At 43.1% G+C, this 21,637-nt stretch carries 18 protein-coding genes and 4 pseudogenes; 15 read left to right on the forward strand and 7 right to left on the reverse strand.

What is annotated here, in order from left to right; all coding sequences use genetic code 11:
* Positions 1–145 precede the first annotated feature (145 nt).
* Positions 146–250 (forward strand): annotated as a pseudogene (locus tag AB4Y93_RS18810) (transposase domain-containing protein); the annotation flags it as partial.
* 33 nt (positions 251–283) lie between these two features.
* On the opposite strand, the gene AB4Y93_RS18815 reads toward AB4Y93_RS18810, so the two are convergent.
* Positions 284–1,132: a helix-turn-helix transcriptional regulator gene (locus AB4Y93_RS18815; RefSeq protein WP_441894395.1), complete on the reverse strand. Its 849-nt coding sequence runs from the start codon at positions 1,130–1,132 to the stop codon at positions 284–286.
* Between the two features lie 148 nt (positions 1,133–1,280).
* Between AB4Y93_RS18815 and AB4Y93_RS18820 the strand changes: the two genes are divergently transcribed.
* The 5 genes from AB4Y93_RS18820 to AB4Y93_RS18840 all read left to right on the forward strand — a co-directional run bounded on the left by AB4Y93_RS18820 (position 1,281) and on the right by AB4Y93_RS18840 (position 5,106).
* Entirely contained in the window at positions 1,281–2,072 is a 792-nt protein-coding gene (locus AB4Y93_RS18820; RefSeq protein WP_441894396.1) for an SDR family oxidoreductase, read from the forward strand.
* Positions 2,073–2,576: 504 nt separating this feature from the next.
* Positions 2,577–3,233: a hypothetical protein gene (locus AB4Y93_RS18825; RefSeq protein WP_441894397.1), complete on the forward strand. Its 657-nt coding sequence runs from the start codon at positions 2,577–2,579 to the stop codon at positions 3,231–3,233.
* Between the two features lie 5 nt (positions 3,234–3,238).
* Positions 3,239–3,514, forward strand: a complete 276-nt coding sequence (locus tag AB4Y93_RS18830; RefSeq protein WP_441894398.1) for a tyrosine-type recombinase/integrase — start codon at positions 3,239–3,241, stop codon at positions 3,512–3,514.
* Positions 3,515–3,551: 37 nt separating this feature from the next.
* Complete coding sequence (locus AB4Y93_RS18835) at positions 3,552–3,896, forward strand: hypothetical protein (RefSeq protein ID WP_441894399.1); 345 nt, start codon at positions 3,552–3,554, stop codon at positions 3,894–3,896.
* Between the two features lie 778 nt (positions 3,897–4,674).
* Positions 4,675–5,106 carry a hypothetical protein gene (locus AB4Y93_RS18840; RefSeq protein WP_441894400.1) on the forward strand — a complete coding sequence of 144 codons (432 nt, stop codon included), beginning with the start codon at positions 4,675–4,677 and terminating at the stop codon, positions 5,104–5,106.
* 134 nt (positions 5,107–5,240) lie between these two features.
* On the opposite strand, the gene AB4Y93_RS18845 is transcribed toward AB4Y93_RS18840, so the two are convergent.
* Positions 5,241–6,152: a LysR family transcriptional regulator gene (locus AB4Y93_RS18845; RefSeq protein WP_441894401.1), complete on the reverse strand. Its 912-nt coding sequence runs from the start codon at positions 6,150–6,152 to the stop codon at positions 5,241–5,243.
* 198 nt (positions 6,153–6,350) lie between these two features.
* Between AB4Y93_RS18845 and AB4Y93_RS18850 the strand changes: the two genes are divergently transcribed.
* Together AB4Y93_RS18850 and AB4Y93_RS18855 are read left to right on the forward strand one after the other, a co-directional pair.
* Entirely contained in the window at positions 6,351–6,815 is a 465-nt protein-coding gene (locus AB4Y93_RS18850; protein WP_441894402.1) for a DinB family protein, read from the forward strand.
* A gap of 78 nt (positions 6,816–6,893) precedes the next feature.
* The gene (locus AB4Y93_RS18855) at positions 6,894–7,292 is read left to right on the forward strand and encodes a nuclear transport factor 2 family protein (protein ID WP_441894403.1); all 399 of its coding nucleotides are present in this window, start codon (positions 6,894–6,896) and stop codon (positions 7,290–7,292) included.
* Positions 7,293–7,516: 224 nt separating this feature from the next.
* Here AB4Y93_RS18855 and AB4Y93_RS18860 read toward each other — a convergent pair whose 3' ends face one another.
* Positions 7,517–7,717 carry a hypothetical protein gene (locus AB4Y93_RS18860; RefSeq protein ID WP_441894404.1) on the reverse strand — a complete coding sequence of 67 codons (201 nt, stop codon included), beginning with the start codon at positions 7,715–7,717 and terminating at the stop codon, positions 7,517–7,519.
* Positions 7,718–7,918: 201 nt separating this feature from the next.
* Here AB4Y93_RS18860 and AB4Y93_RS18865 point away from each other — a divergent pair, with 201 nt between their 5' ends.
* Together AB4Y93_RS18865 and AB4Y93_RS18870 are read left to right on the forward strand one after the other, a co-directional pair.
* Positions 7,919–8,326 carry a MerR family transcriptional regulator gene (locus AB4Y93_RS18865; protein ID WP_441894405.1) on the forward strand — a complete coding sequence of 136 codons (408 nt, stop codon included), beginning with the start codon at positions 7,919–7,921 and terminating at the stop codon, positions 8,324–8,326.
* Positions 8,323–8,622: pseudogene (locus AB4Y93_RS18870) on the forward strand (NADPH-dependent F420 reductase); the annotation flags it as partial. The gene AB4Y93_RS18865 and the pseudogene AB4Y93_RS18870, both read left to right, overlap by 4 nt.
* 174 nt (positions 8,623–8,796) lie before the next feature.
* Here AB4Y93_RS18870 and AB4Y93_RS18875 read toward each other — a convergent pair.
* Together AB4Y93_RS18875 and AB4Y93_RS18880 are read right to left on the reverse strand one after the other, a co-directional pair.
* Entirely contained in the window at positions 8,797–10,236 is a 1,440-nt protein-coding gene (locus AB4Y93_RS18875) for a glycosyl hydrolase (protein WP_441894406.1), read from the reverse strand.
* Positions 10,237–10,728: 492 nt separating this feature from the next.
* Positions 10,729–11,568 (reverse strand): AraC family transcriptional regulator, encoded by an 840-nt coding sequence (locus tag AB4Y93_RS18880; RefSeq protein ID WP_441894407.1) that lies wholly within the window; start codon positions 11,566–11,568, stop codon positions 10,729–10,731.
* Positions 11,569–11,705: 137 nt separating this feature from the next.
* Here AB4Y93_RS18880 and AB4Y93_RS18885 point away from each other — a divergent pair, with 137 nt between their 5' ends.
* The 3 genes and pseudogenes from AB4Y93_RS18885 (at position 11,706) to AB4Y93_RS18895 (ending at position 16,278) form a co-directional block, all read left to right on the forward strand.
* A complete protein-coding gene (locus AB4Y93_RS18885) occupies positions 11,706–13,679 on the forward strand; it encodes a beta-galactosidase (protein WP_441894408.1) in 1,974 nt (657 codons plus the stop codon).
* 190 nt (positions 13,680–13,869) lie between these two features.
* A pseudogene (locus AB4Y93_RS18890) lies at positions 13,870–16,031 on the forward strand (alpha-galactosidase).
* Between the two features lie 94 nt (positions 16,032–16,125).
* Positions 16,126–16,278 (forward strand): hypothetical protein, encoded by a 153-nt coding sequence (locus tag AB4Y93_RS18895; RefSeq protein WP_441894409.1) that lies wholly within the window; start codon positions 16,126–16,128, stop codon positions 16,276–16,278.
* Positions 16,279–16,283: 5 nt separating this feature from the next.
* Here AB4Y93_RS18895 and AB4Y93_RS18900 read toward each other — a convergent pair whose 3' ends face one another.
* Together AB4Y93_RS18900 and AB4Y93_RS18905 are read right to left on the reverse strand one after the other, a co-directional pair.
* On the reverse strand, positions 16,284–18,122 hold the full coding sequence (locus AB4Y93_RS18900; RefSeq protein WP_441894634.1) for a glycosyl hydrolase: 1,839 nt from the start codon (positions 18,120–18,122) through the stop codon (positions 16,284–16,286).
* Positions 18,123–18,746: 624 nt separating this feature from the next.
* Positions 18,747–19,511, reverse strand: a complete 765-nt coding sequence (locus tag AB4Y93_RS18905) for an AraC family transcriptional regulator (protein ID WP_441894410.1) — start codon at positions 19,509–19,511, stop codon at positions 18,747–18,749.
* 1,174 nt (positions 19,512–20,685) lie between these two features.
* Here AB4Y93_RS18905 and AB4Y93_RS18910 point away from each other — a divergent pair.
* Positions 20,686–21,000, forward strand: a pseudogene (locus AB4Y93_RS18910) (hypothetical protein); the annotation flags it as partial.
* An 84-nt stretch (positions 21,001–21,084) separates the two neighbouring features.
* Positions 21,085–21,624, forward strand: a complete 540-nt coding sequence (gene sigK / locus AB4Y93_RS18915) for an RNA polymerase sporulation sigma factor SigK (RefSeq protein ID WP_441894635.1) — start codon at positions 21,085–21,087, stop codon at positions 21,622–21,624.
* The last annotated feature ends 13 nt before the right edge of the window (positions 21,625–21,637 follow it).

Here is a 21,637-nt window from a genome sequence, read left to right on the forward strand (position 1 = left end):
GAGGATCTGCTGCAGCCTTTGTTGAAGTAACGGGCAGGAGAGTTGAAGGGTGAGGGTGAGTCTATGGGTTATATGTTTCAAGATGGGTTTCCAAATTATTCAAGAGATGATGTTACTGAAGAAATTAGGTTAATTCCCTTACAATAACGCAGCAATCTACAGCGTGGTCGAAACGGCAAAGGAAAACGGGCTCCATCCGTTCCGATATCTCATATACCTGTTCGAGCAATTGCCTCTACTTCTGGATTAGCGGGAACCAAATGCGTTGGAACTGTTCATGCCTTTATAGACTCTCAGAACGAAACTCAGACAATAAATCTTCTAACCGTTCATCAGTTCCAGTGTCTTCGATTGGTGTGAACACCCTCATCAAGAAGTCACCGCTTTCAGAAACTGTGAAATTATTGTAACGAAATGTCAACAGGCCCGCTTGAGGATGTTGGATTACTTTTTCCCCTTCCGAATTTCCGGTAACATCATGTCTCCCCCACCACTCCCTGAACTCCTCACTCCTGTCATATAACATGTTAACTAATTCCTTATACCACGAATCATTCATGTATAAGGCATATCGGCTTCTGAAATGAGCTAGCAGCATGGTGGCAACGTTTTCCCAATTAACAATGCGAGCTTGCTTATCCTTCATCATAAACATGCGCCAAAGGATATTCCTCTCGATCTCTGTCGCTTGTTTAAAGTCTCCACATACCTTATTCGTTGCTTGGTTCCATGCAGAAACGTTCCAGCGCTTATCGATGACATAGGCAGGGTAGGTCCCCATCCTGTCAAGAATTTGTTGAATGGCTGGAGAAATGGATTCATCCACTGTTTCGTGTGGAAGTACGGCATGGTTAGCCAACACGAGCAGATGATTGCGTTCGTCGTTGCTAAGTTGAAGGGTACGTACCAAGCTTTCCAGTACTTGTTCCGATACTTGAATATCACGTCCCTGCTCCAGTGCGGTGTACCACGGTAAGGAAATGCCTGATAGACTTGCCACTTCTTCCCGCCTTAGACCAGGCGTACGACGGCGTGAGGTCTCAACCGGTAATCCCGCCTCATGCGGAGATAGACGCGAGCGGCGGGTCCGGAGAAAATCAGCTAGTTCTTTTCGTCTTCTTTCAGAATTCATAACAAGGATTCACCTCCATATCCTAATATGTTTTATACCAGTATCCATACGATTAGTATTCGGAATAGTACTACAAACACAGACCTATTTGTGTGTTTATTAGCTGATTATAATCGAATTGTCGCCTGTAGTGAAGGAGGAGTCGGCAGTGAATTTGTTCAAAACCGATCATGAAAACGAGGGAGATTCTATGGTAAAAATAGAACAGAGCGAACGAAGCAGTACATTAAGAGGCAAACGCGTTGTCCTCCTTGGAGGAACGTCAGGAGTTGGATTTGCAACAGCCGAAGCCGCTGCGCGGGAAGGGGCGTCCGTAGTCGTCGTCTCCAGTCGAAAAGAGAGAGTTGACAATGCGATCTCGCGTCTGCCCCAAGGTGCGGAAGGGCATGTGGTTGATCTATCGAATGAAGAGAGGGTTCGTGCATTCTTCAGCCAAATTGGAGAATTTGATCATTTGATTTTCACGGCTGGCGAGTCCTTGCATATCGAAAATCTCAGCACAATTGACATGGAAACAGCACGTCGATTTTTTAACCTGCGCTACTGGGGGGCGTTTATGGCCGCTAAATACGGTAGCGAGAACCTCAGAGAGGGCGGGTCAATCATTTTAACTTCTGGCGTTGCCGGAGTTCGGCCGCAGAAGGGTTGGGCGGTCACAGCCAGCATATGCAGCGCTATTGAGGCACTGACCAGGGCATTGGCTGTCGAACTTAGCCCGCTTCGAGTCAACGCGATAAGCTTCGGGTTAATGCGTACCGAGTTGTGGAACGACATGCCTGAGGAAAACCGAAACGATATGTACGAGACTTTGGGAAAAACCCTCCCGGTAGGCCGAGTAGGAGAACCGGAAGATGCGGCCGAGGCCTTTCTATATTTAATGCGCGAGAAATTCTCCACCGGACAGACTATTGTCGTGGATGGCGGTTCTTCGCTGGTATAACCGGGACCGTGTGACTAAAAGGACCGCTGCGATCGTCCGTTTGCGGCGGTCCGTTTAGTCGCACGGTCCCTAAAAAAGGTGTGGGGGATTAAACTAACTGGGAACAATAGTTCAATTAAAAAATCTGCAGCGGTTCGGAGGATCTACTGTAGCTATTATTGAATCATTTTCACCGTCAGTAAAGTCACAGCATTTTTCCCGTTGCCCTGATCTATATGACCATGATCAAGTAACGGCAAACGGTGATGTTGTGAACGCTCATGGAAAACCGCTCAGCACTCGGAGCGGTTTTTTTATGAGCAGTTTAAGACATAACCTGTATGATAAAAAATCACATAATGACGCAAGGTAAAGCAACTTCTTACGGGAAAATACGTACATATAGAGTGTGGTAAAATTTAGGTGTTAAGTATAATCTCGATTGCTTTAAAATTAATCCTATAATATCAATTCATGGTAATTTAAGGATGGGTAAAAGTTCACTGAATTAATAAGGAGGTATATATGAAAAAAATATTCCTTATTGTTATGTTGTTATCAACGACTTTGTTACTTATTGTTGGGTGCAGCAAAGAGAAAACATCACCTTATGGTACGCCTGTACCTATCAAAGGTTTAAAATGGGGCATGAATGAGGAAGAGGTAATGAATGCTTTAAAACTCTCCGATAAAGATATTACAAATGTAGATACAGGGCATGCTCATAATGATCAAATTAATTTTAATAATCCAATTAAATTATTTGACCACCCTGCTGAAGCTAGTATGACTTTCTCCTATAACATATTAATTGGAATTACAGCGCAATTTGCACCGGAAGATGTACCAGACTTAGAAAAAGCGATAACGAAAGAGCGGGGAACAGGGATTTACAAATATAACGGCAAAAATGAGAAAGCCGATGTAACCTGGGCAGACGACATACTTGAAAATAACAAAACGTGGAAAGCTGCAGTGAAAGAGATCTATAAAAAACTTGGAGTTAAGGTTAGCGATAATTTAATGGAAGATGGGGTTTCCGTTGGTCAAATGCCGATAACAAGTTGGAATCTAACTATTGATAAAAACAGCCCCCGATATGGAAATATGATAATAAATGGTGATGTCGCAGCGATGCTAAATTATCCTGAAAAGTATACGCCCGAAATGATTAATAAATAGTTTTAATGAACCGCCTTTTCTGCGAAGGCGGTTCATTAAATGGTGGGGAGGTAAACTCAACGCTAAGGTGGGTATTAAAGCAGCTTGCAGACCGAGGAAAGATTGAAGCCAATGTATACCCTCATCGCTTCCGTCACACTTATGCATGCCAACTTCTTGATAACGGTGCACCATTAGATTTCATACAAGGTATGCTAGGACATGAAAAAGCATCAACTACACAAATCTATGCTCAGTTACGTGGCGAGCGCCGGCGAGAACTCTATCGTAGGTTCTTTTAAGGTAATTGGATCTTAGACAAAAAAGGTGGAAAGAAACTTGGATAACAAATTAACTCCTAAACAGCTAAAAAGACAGCAGGAGCGTGAAATGATTGATGAATATCACAAATTGGTAACTGAAAAAGCCCTGGAACCTTTGTATCAATCATTTAGGGAATGGAAATCAGGTGCTTTGCCATATTTTGAACTTACAGAGCTCATTCATCAGTTTCATAAGAATAACCAGGAAATATATAAGGACTTTAACTACACTGAATATCAAGAGCTGGTTCTTCTTGCTAAGATGAAATTGGGACGATTAACTGAGGATGAAATCAAAGAAAATAAGCGACTTTTAGAGGTCTTGGGATTCGAGGATAGAAGTATTGATCTAGAAGAATAGGTTTTTACAGGTGTTGAAGATCCATTATTGAATTCAGAACGGTAGCCTCAATAAAAGGCTACCTTTTTTTGAATAGGCATAGGCTGTTTACTTGCAACAAACTCTCAATTAGTAATATTCCACCTTGTTTTAAGAATACAATTTAATAGAATACAAGGGGGTTGAGCGTGAATAAGAGCATTAATTATATATTTGGGTTGATTGGCGGATTAGGACTTATTATTCCTCTAATATTAGCAAGTAGTATTCCTCCTTCAATCTTCAGGGCTGCATTTTATATCGACGTACTTAATGTTATAAAGTTGCTAGCTAATATTGGGTTATATGCTGTTTTACTGTTCAGTTTCTTACTGGTTCTAAGCGGAATAAAATCTCTAGTAAAGAAGTGAATAGGCATTCTGACCTCTATGTATGACTATAAGAAACAAGAACAGTAGCCGGCCAATAATGACCGGCTACTGACGTTTCTCAACTAATGGGCAGTTTACTGGAACAAATTGTAGTATTGGGGATGGGGCTGCACTCATGTGAATTTGTAGAACAAAAGCATTATCATGAAGTGGAGTAGGAATCATGAACAAATTTATACTTATAGTTATTTCGTTTATTGGATTCTTTATTGGGATAATTGCTGTACTAATAATATTGTTATTTAAAGTGTTCTTCCTACATGTATTTTAGTGTTTAATTGGATAACCAGAACATTTTAATTCAATAATTTGTGTAATTCTTACAAGATTACTAAAGGACCATTTTATATAAATAGCGAGGATTTCAAATGATAAAATCGAAATTAGAATTCAAAAGTCGTGTGAGAGACGGCTATCCAGGACTTATAACTTTTGCAGATTTTATAGTAGACGGACAATCATTATACGATTTATATGCCAAGGAATTCGATTTTGTATCTTGTTTAGGATGGGGCAGTGAGGAATTTCAGAATGAATCAAGGCTTATTTTAATGAGTAAACCTGATTTCCAAAATGGGAAGAACTCAATTTATATTTGTCCTGCATGTGCTGATTTGGGTTGCGGGGCAGTGTCATTATTTATCGAAAAGACAAAAGATATTGTAACTTGGACTTGCTTTGAAGGCAGTGGTAAGTTATTCGGTAAGCAATTTACGTTCCATTTCGATAAACAAGATTATATTAATCAAATAAAAGGTACATATGGATTTGGCGGGTTTAAGTTTCCTTGGGCAGAATAAGCATTCATGTATGTATAGAGAGGACTGAATACGCGACTGCCATTATAAATTTTGCGCAAAGATATGGCAAGTTCCGCGTTGCCATTTTCACGCTGCCGGCTAATTTTGTAAGAGTCTACTCAAGCGACCTTATTTTACCCCAACGACCGAGTGGAAAGCTCCATTACACTTTGCACGAAAGACTGCAACTCTTCTATAAAAATTTTTGCAGCTTGCCCCATAAATTTATCCGTTCGATAGAGGATGCAAATATCCTGGCTTGGCGTTGGATTAAGAAGCGTTACGGCTGAGATGTTATCGCGTTTGAGGTAATCTAGCAACATCCGCGGAAGAATTGCCGCTCCTATCCCTCGTTCGACTAAGGACAAAAGCGTCGATAACGTGGAGGTTACGATTGAATTGTCTAATTCTATCCCCTTTTCTTGGCAGCTAGAATGAATGACCTTCGTAATCTGATGCTCCGGACCGAACATGACCATCTTAAGCTGCTGTAATTGTTCAAAGGGTATCGCCTTTGACTTCGCAAAGGGGTGATCTGAATGGATGGCCAATGCAAACTCCTCGTGGAACAATGGAATGATCGAGATTCGATCATCCGGATTCGCAGGCACAATAGTAACGCCAAGATCTCTTGTGCCGTCAACAACCTGTTCGTACACATCCACGGTCTCCGTAACGCGTATGGAAAGCTTGGGGTATGTACGGTGGAAATTGATCAACAGTGTATCGAACAGCAAATCTCCATCTCCAGGGAGAATTCCGATGTCCAGTCTGCCGCCTTCCATACGCTTCAGATCAGTAATCGCTCCCTTAATATAGTCGATGCGTTCGAAGATGACATGACATTGATCCAGCAAGATCTTACCCGCCTCCGTCAATGCAATCCGTTTGCCAATACGATCGAACAGAGGCATCCCAAGCTCGTTTTCCAAAAACTTGATCTGCTGACTCAAATTCGACTGTGTCGTGCACAGGTTCTCGGCCGCTCTTGAGAAATGCATTTCCTTACAAACGGCGGCAAAATACTCAAGTTGCCTGAACTCCACTCCTCGTTCCTCCTTTTAATATGCAGTCTCCTTTCATCATTATAAATGAAAATCCAATTTTTCCAATTCTTCATTCAATCATTACTGAAACCGATCAATTGGATCGGAATCTCGTGATTGTTGCTTTGTGGAGAGAGGAGTACACTTTGGATGTGAAAGCGATAAACTTATAACAATTTAAACGGGAGGCATTTAACCATGACCAATTCGATTATTACAAGCGGGAAAGTTCTGCAACAGATCGTGATCGGGCAGCTTCAGGGCGTTTCGGAGGATCAATTCGATATTCAAGCGAAAGGTTTCAATAACACGATTCGTTGGAATGTCGGTCATATAGTTTATTGGATGGATAAATACTCCACTTTATCCTTCGGACTCCCGTCTGTAATTCCGCCTCATTATGCATCGTTGTTCGGCTCCGGAACGAAACCTACTGAATGGACGATTAATCCACCCTCGAAGGAGGAGCTGACCGAACTATTAATGGCGCAGCTTTCCCGTCTCTCCGAACTGACGCCCGAAATGTTGGACATGACGCTGCAATCGCCATATATCATGGGCCCGTTCCAATTCATTACCTCCAGCGAGTTGTTCAATTTCGCTCTGATGCATGAAGCCATACACCTTGGCATCATTTCGAGCCAGCTTAAAGCCATGCAATAAGATGTCGTCATAACGAATAGTAGGTGGATCTGATCCGCCGTCCGATGTTCCATTTGTGAAAAAGGAGATGAGTAATAGATGAAACCGGATCAAGTGTTACTTCAATACTTTCACAATTTGGTGGATATCAACAAAGCCCTCAATTATGTACATCATGATGCCAAGTTTATCGCGGCATTCGAGGAAGAGACGGACAGACATTACTTCTATGGAACCTATTATGGGATAGAAGGCGTAAGGACGCTATTGTCCAAGTTCCAGAAAGATCTTGATACCCAAGAATTCGAGATCCGCAAGATACTTGCTGATGAAACTACTGCTTTAGCTTGGGGAAGATTTAAGCATCGGATTCGGCCTACTGGCAATATGTTTGTAAGCTATTGGGCGGTGGTATGCGAAGTGGAAGACGGCAAGATAAAGTATTTCCGGGGCTTTGAAGATACAGGTGCCTTGGAAGCCGCTTATAGAGAGGATTGATGCACCACGAGAATTCCGCATTTGTTCGACCGCCATGTCACACTAAAACGAAAAACTTTAGCCTAATATACTGGGAGCAGATCGCCGTGTGAACAAATAGGAGAAGTTGTCACAACGGCAGCTTCTTCTTTTTGTTCTTTTTGACGAGATGAGGATTCACCAGAACGGGCTCTATACCTTGCTTTAGGAGACAAAGTGCAAGGCTAAACCAGTCGATGAAGCTGCTATAAGTTTGTAGGATCATTGATCCAGCGTTCGAACTGATCGAACCCTTCACGATGGTTTCCGAACTCGAGTGGAGTACCCAGAGCAATCCCGCGAAAGCTGACAGCGCGAGGCACATGAGTTTCTTGAGCGATGTCTACGCCAATGACCAAATGATGAACGGTGTGTTGATTTGGCTTGTCTTGTGTCTTAAACTTCATGTTAGAGCGATCTCCTGATGGGCTTTTTTAGGCAATTGCTCTCGCGCGTAACCCCATCGTACAGAGGCGCTCGTTTTTGTTCATACTCCAAATTATTCGTTTTACAGGAATTCTAACGGGACCGTAAATCGGGTGTTGACCTGGAGTCGGCTCCAGCCTATAAAATAAAAATATTCAGAAGCAGGGAGGAGTGGTAATCAGATGTATTCGATCGGGCAAGCGGCGGAGTTGGCGGGTTTCAGTATCGATACGCTCAGGTATTACGAGAAAATAGGCTTGACCAAGCCGCCAATGAGAAATCCAGGGGGCCTGAGGTTGTATAGTGAGGATGACGTGCGGCTACTTTCTTCTTTGCACTGCCTCAAAAAGACGGGGTTGTCGCTAGGAGAAATGAAGGCGTTTCTGCAGGAAGGACGATGCTTCGCGAATCCTGCTTTCCCACTAAGCGACGAAGACAGGGAGGCCATCGCAGACCGCACACAAATTCTTTCAGAACATCTGGCTAGAATGGAGACGCAGTACTTAGCGCTAGCGAAGGTAATCGGAAAGACGAGAGAGAAGCTGGATTTCTACAATAAGATATTGGAAAAGGAGGCAGCGATGAAATGAAGATCGCATCGATTGGTTCAGGGAAGATGGGCGGGACACTGGGTACAAGATGGGCACCTATTGGGCATTGCGTGATGTTCGGCTCACGGAACCCGCATAGCGAGAAGAAAAAGCTCTTGCTGCAGGATGCGGGAGCTAACGCGCAGGCCGGGACGATCAAGGAAGCGGTAGCGTTCGGCGAGGTAATCCTGCTAGCTGTGCTGCCCGATGATGTGGAGCACGTGCTGACCGAGGCGGGGGATCTGGATGGAAAGATCCTCATCAATTGCACCAACCGATACGACGACAAGTCCGCTGATGCGGAGGTCCGGCGTCTGGCTCAGAATGCGCGCGTTGTCCGCGCTTTTCACACGCTGCCTTGGGAAGTGCTTGCAAACCCGCAGTATGAAGTAGGCATAGCCACGGCATTTTTGAGCGGGGATGACCCCGAAGCTGTAGCAACTGTTGCCAAGTTGACAACCGAGATGGGGCTAGATCCGGTAGATGTCGGTGATCTGATTGTGGAGTGGATCTCCTTGTTCGCTGTCGTATTTGAATGTGATGTTAATCACATATCCGGGTTTAATTGCATTCGGAAGATAGAAGGGACCCAGGTGGCTATTCCATGGTGTATTATTTTCTCCGATTCCCAGTCTCCACTGTCCTGGGTCTTTGCCCAAGGTTCTCTCGCTGCCTGTCCACCATATCCATTCTTCATAGTTTTCGGGTGCCGGCGGAGGCGGATCCTGGTTCGGAGCCATAGGCGGGGCCGGGATGGCCTGTATATCGGGCCTTAGGTTAGGCTGCGGAGGAAGGTCTTCTAAGGTGATAACCCTTTGGTCATTCAATGTGCTTTTCATCTTATCCACTGACGTACCGGTACCAAACGGGGCACCCACCCAAGTCGCCCAATAGCTCCACATAGCTCCATCGGCTTCCATTTCGTCGATACCCGGTATCGGCCCAGTCTCGGATAGGGCAAGCATCTTCATCTTCGTGAGGCCAAGTGTTTGAAAATCATCTGTGATGAATCTATTGTATCTATCGACATATGATTTGTGAACGTAGTCATCCGCGCCAACATCGGTGCTTGCTATATCAACAACGTCTGCGCCGGGGAACCAGTCTGCGCCTTCCGAGCACCAAACCCAAATCAAGTTGTCCAAGTGGTGAACGTTCGTCAGACGGTCGTACATCAACCTCCATAACGCTTTGTAATTATCCGCTCCGTATGCGCCCCACCAGAACCATGTGCCGGAAGCTTCATGCAGCGGCCGCCACAGCACGGGAGTGTTACTATCTTTTAATTTCTGCAGTTGAGCTGCGATTAAGTCTATGTCTTTGATGATATAGTCATACAGGTCGCCGGATTTGTTGGTCATCGCATCAGTGAATGCTTGACCGAACCTCTCTTGATCCATATCAGAATTGTAAGTGGTTTGCCACCATTGTTTGTTGGCTTGTGTATATTGCGGGTCGATATGCCAGTGCCAGTGGAAGCCGACGATGCCTCCATCGACTTTCGACCATGCTATTGCCCTGTCCACGGTATTTGACACAACGCCGTTATTAACAGCTGCTTGGTCGTAGTCGTACATCTCAAAATTCAATAACGCGGGCATTGTCCCAATAGTATCTTTGAAATAAGCCCGCTCTCTGAAATAATTCTTTTCGTTGTCATCGATGTCATGCCCGGAGATGACTTTTTTGCCGTAATTACTAACCAGGATATCCCAAAGCCATAAAGCGTCCGGGTTGGTAGATCCGCTGCTTAGCTGAGTGTCAATGTTCTGAGAGTCTGTGAGCTTTTCAACCACGGCGGTTTCTGTAGCATCTCCGCCTATACCAAATGGGGTAGCGGCTGCGATGCTTGGAGCGATGGCCATCATAAGCAACACAACGTTCAGTGCTAATAACAGGGTTCGTTTCATTTAATAAGCCTCCTAAATAATTTTTTGCGTAGTGCGCAGTTATAATATACGACACATCGCAACATGTCTCTTGCAGTATTGGTAATATCGATTGCACTATATTGACATTTTTGAAAGCGCTTTATTAAAGTCTTCCTGTAGTCGTTTTAGTAGTGTTAAGGCTGTGTTTTGATAACACCACCTATAAGGCAATTTTTCATGGGTATCTATCAGTCTGGATGCTTAGTGCGATAGAAGAGAAAAGTATTTATGTTTACTCTGATGTGTTACTTCTTAAAAAGGCTAAAGATATATTAGACATCCTAGAAGTCAATGGAAGTTCGAATGAAGAAAAGACTAAGGTTTCAGTTAATGCCATGGAGACCTTGCGTATTTTTAATGAATAAATCATTCAGTTAAACGGAGAACGTTAGCTCAATAAAATAGCGGCAGTCTAGGACATTATTTTCTCGTCCTTGGCTGTCGCTGTTTTTTCTAGCGTTCGTATGCTTTTTAATTGTTACTGGTGCCTCGCAGAGTTCTGAATTGTTCCGGAGTCACTCCCTCTGACTTCCGAAATGTCTGAATGAAGTACGAACTGTTCCCAAATCCGATGCGCTCTGCTATGTGCTTAACTGTCATGCTAGTTGATACAAGAAGAACTTTGGATTGAAGAATACGGCATTCTATTAAATATGCAATAGGGGTTTTACCGATTAAGCTATGGAATTGCCTGCTAAAATGCGAGGGGCTGCAGCTTGCTTGAGATGCCATATGCTCGAGTGTTAGAGGCTCACAGCAGTGTACTCGTATCCAATCCGCTGCTTCGGCCAGCTTGTCCCGCATCCCAGGTTTGGGGATGCCTTCAATAGTTTCTGCATGCTGGACAATTAGATTGATCATCTCATAAGTAATAGCTGATAATCGCACTGCTTCTTCTTGCATCGGAGGGATGTTGCTGTTTAATAATTCTGACCACAATTGGTCAAGTCTTATAACTCCAGTCCACGAGAAGAGCCAAGGCTCACGTTCTCCTCGCCCTTGCAGAATTGCTCCCAAACCGCGTGCCGTAAAATGAATCCATCTAACATCCCATGGCTCGCTGCTGTCGGAGTAATATAACTGAGGAACGCAGGGACCATAAAGAAAACCAGTACCGCTCTGCAATTCTACTAATTCATCTCCGATCCGCACATATCCCTTGCCGGCACGAACGATATGCCAATTGTAGGTAGTTAGTCCATTCGGCCGGTTCTCATAATGTTCAGGTTCTTTTGAGTAGTGTCCAAATGATTCTGGGTAACAGAGAAAACGTTCGAATCTTGGGTGCGGAACAAAATGATTTATACGCAAGTTTTTCACCTCAAATAGCATAATTATGATATGCATAGCAAAAATATATGATTTAATGCAGGCTTTATAAATAATATAATTAATTCAATGCAATTACTGCAAGCAAAATAATGATATATGGATTGGGGAGTTATGAAATGAGAATGGGGATGGATTATTATCCGGAGCATTGGGATCGCTCCATGTGGGAAGAAGATGCGAAGCTCATGCAAGATACAGGCGTCAGCCTGATTCGCGTCGCTGAATTCGCTTGGTCAAGACTTGAGCCGACTGAAGGCAATTACGACTTTGAGTGGCTTGATGATGCAATCGACACGTTTGCTAGACATGGGATCAAAGTAGTCATCGGCACACCTACTTGTACACCTCCCAATTGGCTAGTTAAGAAGTATCCTGATGTATTGCCAATAGATGCACAATTGCATCCTCATTATCCTGGAGTTCGTGGGCACCGTTGTTTTAATAGCCCTTCGATGAGGCATTACTCTTTTCTAATCGTGGAAAAGCTTGCTCTTCACTATAAAGATCATTCTGCTGTAATTGGATGGCAAATTGATAATGAATTTGGGCTTCACGAATGTAACTGTGAGCATTGCAATACGAAGTTCAGAGACTGGCTTAAGGATAAGTATTCTTCAGTAGAGAATATCAATGCAGCTTGGGGTAATGTTGTTTGGAGTGGGGAGTATAGCGAGTGGTCTGAGATCACTACCCCGCTTGGAGGCAATAGAGCTAAGAATCCATCTTATCTATTAGATTACAAACGTTTTGAGACCGATTCCGTTGTAGAGTTTCAACAGCTGCAATTGGACATTTTGAAGAAACACTGTCCGAACCATTTTGTTACCCATAATATTTGGAGTTATCCGATGAGCCTGGATTATTACAAGCTAGGCGAGAAATTAGACTTTGTCTCTCTTGATTACTACCCAAGCACCAGTCCGGAAAAGGATGTTACGAGTGGTTACAGTGGGGCACTAACCTTGGATTTGACTCGTGGAATCAAGCGTCAAAATTTCTGGATTATGGAGACAATTAGCGGCCCTCCAGGGTGTTGGATGCCAATGTGGCGTACACCATATCCTGGCTTTATAAGAGCTTATTCCTGGCAGTGCATCGCTCGTGGCGCCGATACGATCGTTCATTTCAGATGGAGAAGTGCTCCATCAGGAGGTGAGCAATTCTGGCATGGACTAATTGATCATAGTAATGTGCCTGGCAGACGATATGAAGAATATCGTGGGCTATGTGATGAAGTGAACAGGCTTGCTCCACTCTTGGAAGGTACACAAGTGAAAGGAAAAGTGGCCATCCTACATTCGCACGATCAATATAATGCCTTTCAAGGTCAATTACAATCTGATGGAATGGATTATTTTGAAAATATAAAAACGCTTCATCGTGCTTTTACTAAACTTGGCATTATGACGGATGTATTAAGTGAAAATGAAGACCTAACGGGATATAAGCTAATTGTAGCTCCTTCGCTTTTCCTTCTCGATACAGCACTTGCATCTAAATTTGATGAATATGTTAAGAACGGAGCGACGCTAGTAGTACTGCCACGTACAGGTGTAAAAAATCCAAATAACGTATGCTGGATCCAGCCGTTACCTGGACCACTTTCTGAATCTGCCGGGGTTACGGTCGCGGAGTATGATCCAATTGGAAAAGATAAAAACTCCATTAACTGGAACAACAAGTCGTATTCCTGCAGTCAATGGTGTGACATTTTAACACCTCAAGGTGCAGAGCCGGTAGCACGTTACGAGGATGATTTTTACGCCGGTAAAATTGCGGCAACTGTTCATACAGTAGATAAAGGAAAGGTTTACTATCTAGGAACGTTCCCTGAGGAAAGTTTCTACTCAGACTTCTTTAAGGATGTAGCTGATACATTAGGTTTGACTTATATCCCTAATTTACCAGAGGGAGTTCAAGTTTCTATAAGATCTAATGGAGAAAAACAATATATGTTCCTACTAAATCTTTCGCGTAAGCAACAGACTATTCAACTGGAACAATCGTATTATAGTGTTCTTAACAATAAAGATATAGCTCAAGAATTAAACATGAATCCATATGATGTGGAAATTGTGGAGCTTCTGTAGAGTATTCCTTAAATTAGGGGCTGTTATTTCTCTTCTAACGGGAAGAATGACAGCCTCTAGATCGCAAGAGAATTCCTCCCATTGGGGTTGCGAGTATGTTTATTTTCTGATTTATATCAAGCATTTAACCATGGATTTTTAATTTGCTGTTAAGTGACTGTTGAGTATGATTCAAAAAGGAGTTTATCAAATGAGTTTCATCGTTGAAGAGCAAACGGCTTTGTTTCATTTACAATCTTCCCAGATGAGCTACCTAATTCAAATCGTGAATGGCTATCCTGCTCATGTATATTGGGGGGAAAATTAAATCATTGAGGACCAATGAATGATCTATTAATTGGGGCTCCTAATAACGCAGGATTAGATCGGCTGCCACAAGAATATCCGCAATATGGCAGTGGAGATTTCCGCAATCCAGCTTATCAAGTTGAACTTGAGGATGGAACGCGCATTACAGAGTTAAGTACTTGGGTTACCGCATTATTAAAGGAAAGCCGTCATTAAATGCATTGCCAGCCGTTTATATCGAGGATGAGAGCGAAGCTGATACGTTGGAGCTGGAATTAGAAGATACGTATTCAAGACTCAAAACAGCTCTAAGTTACACAATCTTTACAGATCGCAATGTTATCACACGTTCTGTGCGGCTTACTAATGATGGAGTTACTCCTCTTCGATTGCGTCGTGCTTTAAGTGCTAGTATAGATTTTACAGGTAAAAACGATATGGATATTGTTTATCTAGCCGGTGCTTGGGCGCGGGAAGGAAATATTACTCGCAGGAAGCTACATCAGGGTGAAACACGAATTGACAGTAAACGGGGTATGAGCAGCCATTAGTTTAACCCATTCGCAGCTTTGGTTTCAAAGGAAACGACGGAGTACCATGGTGAGGCTTTTGGTTTTAGTCTTGTACACAGCGGTAGTTTTGAAGCTGTAGCTGAATTAGATTCTTTCGGTTCTACACGGTTTAATATGGGAGTAAACTCATTTGATTTTTCATTGCTTCTGAATCCAAGAGAAGGCTTCCAAACTCCGGAAGTAGTTATGGTTTACTCTGATCAAGGGCTTGGAGAAATGTCGCGCACTTATCATCGTTTATACCGCACAAGACTATGCCGTGGAAAATTTAGGGACGAAGAACGTCCGATTCTGGTCAACAATTGGGAAGCAACCTATCTTAATTTCGATACAGAAAAATTAGTATCAATAGTAGAAGAAGGAGCCAAGCTTGGCATTGAACTTTTTGTCCTTGACGATTGTTGGTTTGGAAAAAGGGACGCTGATAATTCTTCGTTAGGTGATTGGTACGAGGATCTTCGGGAACTTCCTGGTGGACTCGCTGATCTGGCTGATCGTGTAAATCAGCAAGGCCTCAAATTCGGACTCTGGTTCGAACCTGAAATGATCTCTCCGGACAGTGAGTTGTATAGAAATCATTCAGATTGGTGCCTTCATGTTCCAGGGAGGAGGCGGACGGAAGCGAGATGGCAGTTAGTATTGGATTATACTCGTAAAGAAGTACGCGACTACATCTGTGATTCGCTCTCAGCCATCTTCTCTACCGTTCCTATCGCTTATGTAAAGTGGGATATGAACCGTTGCTTGACGGAAAATCCTTCCTGCGGAACGTCAGTCCGAGACGGCTCATCGTTATGTCCTTGGTTTGTACGAGCTTTTAGAGCGCATTACGACTAGGTTCCCGCATATTCTTTTCGAGAGTTGTTCAAGTGGAGGCGGACGCTTTGATCCCGGAATGCTATACTACAACATGCCGCAAACCTGGACTAGCGATAACACGGATGCGGTCGAGCGCTTGAAAATTCAATATGGAACCAGCTTTGTTTATCCTGTCAGTGCAATCGGAGCTCATGTATCGACGGTGCCGAACCATCAAGTAGGGAGGAAAACCCCACTTGAGTTCCGTGGTGATGTAGCCATGTCAGGGAATTTTGGGTATTTGCTCGATCTTACTAAATTCACAGTCGAAGAAAAAGAGATAGTTAAACTCCAAGTTGCAACGTATAAGCAGATTCGGAGCTTAGTGCAGAAAGGTGACTTCTACCGTCTGAAGAATCCTTTTGAAGGAAATGAATCGGCGTGGATGTTTATTTCTGAGGATAAACAGGAGGCACTAGTTTACTATTTCCAAGTGATGGCAGTGCCAAACACTCCTAGACGTACTTTGCAACTCGCTGGACTTGATCCAGAGATCGAATACGAAGTTCAGGGAAGCAGCGTTCACAAGTCAGTTCTTGGAGGGGATAGACTTATGCAGCTTGGCTTACCTTTGAATTACGAACAAAAAGACTATTCCAGCGGATGGTTCAGGCTTCAGGCAATTAATAATTAAAAATAGCTAAAAAGAAAATGACGGGAAAACATGGTGCTTAGCAAACGAGGCTGTCCACGTTTCCGTCATTTTCTTTTCTCTTAAGGAGGAACCTATGCAACAGGTTAAGATTTCCGGTACAGATCTTACTAGCTCGTCGCTCTCGCTTGGAGGTGTTCCATTCGGTAGCTCAATGGATAAAACGGAGTCTTTTACACTGATGGACGTGTATGCTTTTAACGGTGGTAATATGATCGGTCATTTTTGATAAAATTATTGCAGTGTCACGCTGTCTACATAAATCGATGTGACGCCACTGGAATTCGCCGGCGACAAAAATTGTACACCAACTTCCTTCACATCGCCAAGATTGGCGATACCAGATAAATTCAGTGTCAGTGTTGTAGCGCTGGTGGAATTAATTGTGACAGAGCCGCCATCTGACCATGACCAACCGCTGCCCGTTTTGATAAACAGTTTCGCGGTTAACCCACTGCCCGCATTGCTCCATGTAGCATGTTTAACCTGCGCAGTCAGTTTCGTTTTGCCGCTGAAATTGTTCGCTCCTGTGTAGCTGAGAAAGTATTCGCCACCTCCAAGCGTTATGTCCGCTTTAAGCGAGTTGTTACCGATTCCCGCCCAATCCGTTGCTAACCATGGTCCTCCTGAGAGATTAAACCCAGCCCAGCCTTGCGTACTGTTTTCGAAACTGTAGACAGGACTACGATAGTTTTTCACATTTGGCAGTTCATCCAACGTAAGCACGTAAGATGAGTTGTACACTTTTATCAAATGATTCAGCGAGTTGGTAATACCGTCTGTTAGGTGGCTTCCAACCCAGGTACAGAACCAACTCCAATCAGCATGATAAATTGGCAGCAGATCCGGATCAGGAATGGGCCCGTTTTCTGTCATGGCCACGATCTTGCTATTCGAGACAATATTATTCAGATTATCGTATTGTGAAATTTGGGTGCTGTAGTCGCCCGCAGTCGGGTACGAGTCAGTACTGATAATGTCAACAACGTCACTGCCTGGGTACCAGTCAGGTGATGTAGAGTTCCAGATCCAGATCAGGTTGTTGATTTGGTGGTAATTCGTCAAACGATCGTACATTAAACGGTAAAGCTGTTTAGCTGGCTCCGGGCCTTTCGCGCCCCACCAGAACCAGCCGCCGTCTGCCTCGTGAAGCGGCCGGAATAGAACAGGTACGTTCGCTGTTTGCAGACGTTTCAGCTGTACAGCAATCGCATCGATATCGCTGATGAGCTTCTGATAATCAGTAGAGGACGTGTGTGAGAGTGCATAGGCAATATCGAATGTCGTAGAGTCGGTGTAGAACGCTCGCCACCACTCCTTACCCTGTTGATCAATAATTCCGGCAGGTGCATTCCAGTGCCATAAGAAGGTAACAATCCCACCTTGGCTGTCCCAGTTAATGGCGTTTTCCACTTCACTTGAAGTTGTACCATGTGCAACACGTGTCGGCGAGTAGTCCATGAAGTCGAATCCGACGATTGCGGGCTTTTTCCCGACATTGCTTTGCAGCCAAGGAACGTTCTCAATCCCCTGCTGTCCGGACAAAATTTTACTACCGTAGTTATCTACCAAGAAGCTCATTAGGTTTTTCGTAGCAGCTGTTGCGTTCGGGTTGACGAGCGTATTGCTTACAGTATGTGTTGCAGGAGCAGGAGCCGTCTCGATTTTAATATAATCGATATCAAACCATCCCCAGCCTCTGTCAATCTGAATTGTGTTCGTACCAGCATTTAGTAACATTTTGGTTGCAGTTATTTCCGTAAAGCCTGTGGTTTGGGCAAAATCAACACTGCCTGCTGCCGTGTTATTCAGGCTGATCGTTGTTGACTTAGGTCCAGACGGTGAATTGTAACGGATCTTAATTAGATACAAGCCTTGTGTAGCAATCTGCGCCGTTACTTTGAGTGAATCTCCATCATTATCGAAGCCTGTTACATATCCGCTGCCGGAATAGCCTGGAGTTGCAGTAGAAACCTGAGTACCTGTCAATTGGCCGCCTTCTGCCTCAACAATAATCGTCGCTGCGGATGCACTGGAAAACGGAATGATGGAGATGATCAACGTAACTAGCATGGTGAGGATTAATGATCTTTTCAAATAAATACCTTCCTTCCAAATTGGGTTGATCTAGCTCTTTCCCTAGTGCTGGATGATCATGATTAGAAGATATAAAAACGCTTACATTCTTGCTATTTGAATCACCCCCTTTGAACTAACAATCTTGTGACGCTGAGGAACGGCAATGCAGAATAGGGTTTTGGTTCTATAAGAGCAATTGAAGTGGGTCCAAATTTCATATGAAGATTAATGGCTAAAGTTATATAACATTACTTGATGAGTTGGAATGACGGCATTAAATGGATCGGAGGATGATGACGAGTATATTGGTGCAGAGATGAATGATTTCTACAAGACACTATAACAGGCATATAAGCCGACCGAGACTGAGGGAAACTGAATTCTGCTCTTGTTTTCGTCCTGCACATATAGAGATTATAAGAATGTTCATTGTTTGACGATATAGCTTCATGTATGTTGTACATGGCATAATGTAAGGTCAAAGTCCATTCTAATCGGCAACGATTAGAATAGACTTGAAAATAAGCCGGGCATCCACTTAAGGATGTCCGGCTTATTTTTTGAAACAAGGTTGACCAGACATGAGACACTCTCTGTAAATGCTCGGGGAGACACCAATCATCCGTTTGAACATTTTGGAGAATAACAGCGGATCAGGATAACCAACCGAATACATATTTCCGCGATGGATAGTGATCGGTTGTTAAGCAAGGCGCATGCTTTCTGCATACGAACTTGCAATAAGTACTGCTGAGGAGATAGTCCTATACTTTCTTTGAACAAGCTGGAGAGGTACACCCGATCGATACCGATCATTTCGGGTAGGCCTGAAACGGTAATGCGGTTGCCGTAGTTAATTTTTATATAATCAAGGGCTCTAGCAGTGTAGGTTTCTTTGACTTTTGGCAGCGACTTAACTTGGTTGGTGGATGAGAGAAGATCCACCCAATCGGCCATTAGGCGATACATAATGCTTTGTTTGTACAATAAACTTGTCCGCTCATTGGAAATGGTTGCATCGAATTCATTGATGTAACTATCGTACCAATTGAAAGGGGAGAAATGGAAAAACGGCTTGTCAATGCCAAGTTGTACTTGATTGAGCCAGTAATCTATTTGTTTGCCTACAAATGCGATCCAGGAATAAACCCAAGGATCCTTGTCATCAGCACACATGTAGTAAACATGATTAGGGAAGACAAGAAAACCTTGTCCTTTTTCTAAAACATAGGTTTGTCCGTTTACTTGATAAATACCCTTGCCTTCGTGGATGAATAAGATTTTAAAATGATCTTTTACGCCCGGTCCCCAAAATAAACCTGGTTCACAGTGTTGTTTCCCATAGTATCGGAATGTAATATCGTATGACATATGTAAGTTCATCGAATTCCTAGTCCCCTCTGCTACTGAAATAATGATTGGACTGTAAAGAAAAAACTAAGATCACAAAAGCCTAAAGAAAGATAAGTACAAGGATGCCAGTTGAGTGGACGTATAATTCAACATATTTGTATCCTCCTCACAAGAACCTCTGTCTCACAAAAGTATCGTAAAAGAGTTAGCTATTTGGCGCTATACAACAACGATTGGATTTTTTTCGTTTTGATTGGATTACTAATAAGATTACTAATAATAGTTATAGAAAATAGAAAGAACTCGAATACATGAACAAAGTGTCAGCAAAGTCTGGATGTCTTCACATCATAAAATAAGTGATGGACTGACCTTGAAATTTGAAACAGCGACAGCAAAAGACCAAATAGTCCTAGACTGCCGCTGTTAATTGAACTAATGTTCCCTGTAGCCCAATCTTCTTTAATAACTCATGGAGATTTGTTCAATATTTCTATTGTAACACCTACAACCACACCATTTAAGCGTACCGTCATCCTAGGCAGATTACAAAGTTAGCAGGATTGATTTTAAAAACTAAACTCATTAATTTCATTACTACAACGAATATAACACTTCAATATTAAATGAAAACCTGCTTGGAGGCGGCAATCATTTTGAGTCCACTATCCATACTCGGAATAATTGGAGTAATCTCCGGTGTTTTGCAAATTACAATCCCTGAAATATTATTAAGTCTTAATCTCTTTGGAGTCAGAACTAAAGAAGCTGTCAAGGTTGGAGGTTATATTACACTACCTGCGGGATTAATTATTATCATTACAGACTTGATAATAATTAATTAAGGTCATCATTGTTCAGAAGTTACGCTAGACGGGAAACGTTAGTTCGACTAGAAGAGGGGGAGCAGACCCCCGAGGTGCTGCTCCCTGTTTCATTGAAGTTCGTTGCCCTATTGGTAATAAAGGTTAAATATGGGGTAATATCGAATGATATGATCTAACCAAATTGAATGAAGGTGCTGCTAATGAATTCCCTAATTGAAGAATCAGTAATAAAACTCGCAGAGAGATTTCAGTTGCCAGAGCGTTTTGTGAACACTGGAACAAGTTTTAGGAGGTGGTTTGTTAGTGAAGTCAAAAAGTCTGCAACTGCAAGTGAGTTGAAGATAAGTGTGATTTAAGCCCAGGGAAGGTTCCATTTAGGTATTGATAGTGAAAATCCCGAGCGTCGTAAAGTATCAGCTGGGAAAGACGCAATCAAACTTGTAAGAGAATGCATATTACATCGGCGAGATTTTACAGTTGAGACTACACTTGCAGGTGGTAATGTCATCCGCCAAATGCGTGAAGCGAAAACAAATGGCTTTGAAGTCATTATGTTTTATGTAGGACTAGGTGATGTTCGTCTTAACATTGAACGTGTTGCAGCTCGGGTTCGAAATGGCGGTCATCATATTGAAACGGCTGATATTTTAAGGCGTCATCATACTTCATTAAATAATTTGCTTAAACACCTGGATGAATGAAGTTTTACTCGAAAAGAAATTTGTCATGATATGAACCCAGCTAGATATCCTCGCATAGATTTAATTTATAGTTAGATATTAAAAATTACATCGGGTTGTGTACACAATGTCAAAAAGTTCGATAATACAGGTGAGGATCTCGAGGATTTAATCTCCATCGGGACGATCGGATTGATTAAAGCGATCGAAAGCTTCCAGACAGGTAAAGGCACAAAATTGGCTACATTTGCTGCTCGCTGTATTGAGAATGAAATACTTATGCATTTACGCTCTTTGAAGAAGACTAGGAAAGACGTCTCTCTGCATGACCCGATCGGAACAGATAAGGAAGGCAATGAAATTACCTTGATCGACATCCTCGGCACGGAAGCCGATGATGTCGTTGACCGGGTACAGCTGAAGATCGAGAAGAGCAAGATCTACCGCAACCTCGATATACTCGATGAGCGGGAGCAGGAAGTGATTCGCGGCAGGTTTGGCCTGGATCATGGTGGGGATGAGCGGACGCAGCGTGAGATTGCGAAGGAGCTGGGGATCAGCCGGAGTTATGTGTCGCGAATTGAGAAAAGGGCGTTGATGAAGCTTTATCATGAGTTTTATAAGGCGAAGAAGTGACCTTATGATAATG

The organism is Paenibacillus sp. YAF4_2, from assembly GCF_052113225.1.
Lineage (GTDB): Bacteria > Bacillota > Bacilli > Paenibacillales > Paenibacillaceae > Pristimantibacillus.

Bases quoted from the DNA above. Each gene is read 5' to 3' on its own strand.
- AB4Y93_RS18815 (WP_441894395.1), bottom strand. From the start codon at position 1,132: ATGAATTCTGAAAGAAGACGAAAAGAACTAGCTGATTTTCTCCGGACC.
- AB4Y93_RS18825 (WP_441894397.1), top strand. From the start codon at position 2,577: ATGAAAAAAATATTCCTTATTGTTATGTTGTTATCAACGACTTTGTTA.
- AB4Y93_RS18830 (WP_441894398.1), top strand. From the start codon at position 3,239: ATGAACCGCCTTTTCTGCGAAGGCGGTTCATTAAATGGTGGGGAGGTA.
- AB4Y93_RS18840 (WP_441894400.1), top strand. From the start codon at position 4,675: ATGATAAAATCGAAATTAGAATTCAAAAGTCGTGTGAGAGACGGCTAT.
- AB4Y93_RS18850 (WP_441894402.1), top strand. From the start codon at position 6,351: ATGACCAATTCGATTATTACAAGCGGGAAAGTTCTGCAACAGATCGTG.
- AB4Y93_RS18855 (WP_441894403.1), top strand. From the start codon at position 6,894: ATGAAACCGGATCAAGTGTTACTTCAATACTTTCACAATTTGGTGGAT.
- AB4Y93_RS18860 (WP_441894404.1), bottom strand. From the start codon at position 7,717: ATGAAGTTTAAGACACAAGACAAGCCAAATCAACACACCGTTCATCAT.
- AB4Y93_RS18865 (WP_441894405.1), top strand. From the start codon at position 7,919: ATGTATTCGATCGGGCAAGCGGCGGAGTTGGCGGGTTTCAGTATCGAT.
- AB4Y93_RS18875 (WP_441894406.1), bottom strand. From the start codon at position 10,236: ATGAAACGAACCCTGTTATTAGCACTGAACGTTGTGTTGCTTATGATG.
- AB4Y93_RS18885 (WP_441894408.1), top strand. From the start codon at position 11,706: ATGAGAATGGGGATGGATTATTATCCGGAGCATTGGGATCGCTCCATG.
- AB4Y93_RS18895 (WP_441894409.1), top strand. From the start codon at position 16,126: ATGCAACAGGTTAAGATTTCCGGTACAGATCTTACTAGCTCGTCGCTC.
- AB4Y93_RS18900 (WP_441894634.1), bottom strand. From the start codon at position 18,122: ATGCTAGTTACGTTGATCATCTCCATCATTCCGTTTTCCAGTGCATCC.
- AB4Y93_RS18905 (WP_441894410.1), bottom strand. From the start codon at position 19,511: ATGAACTTACATATGTCATACGATATTACATTCCGATACTATGGGAAA.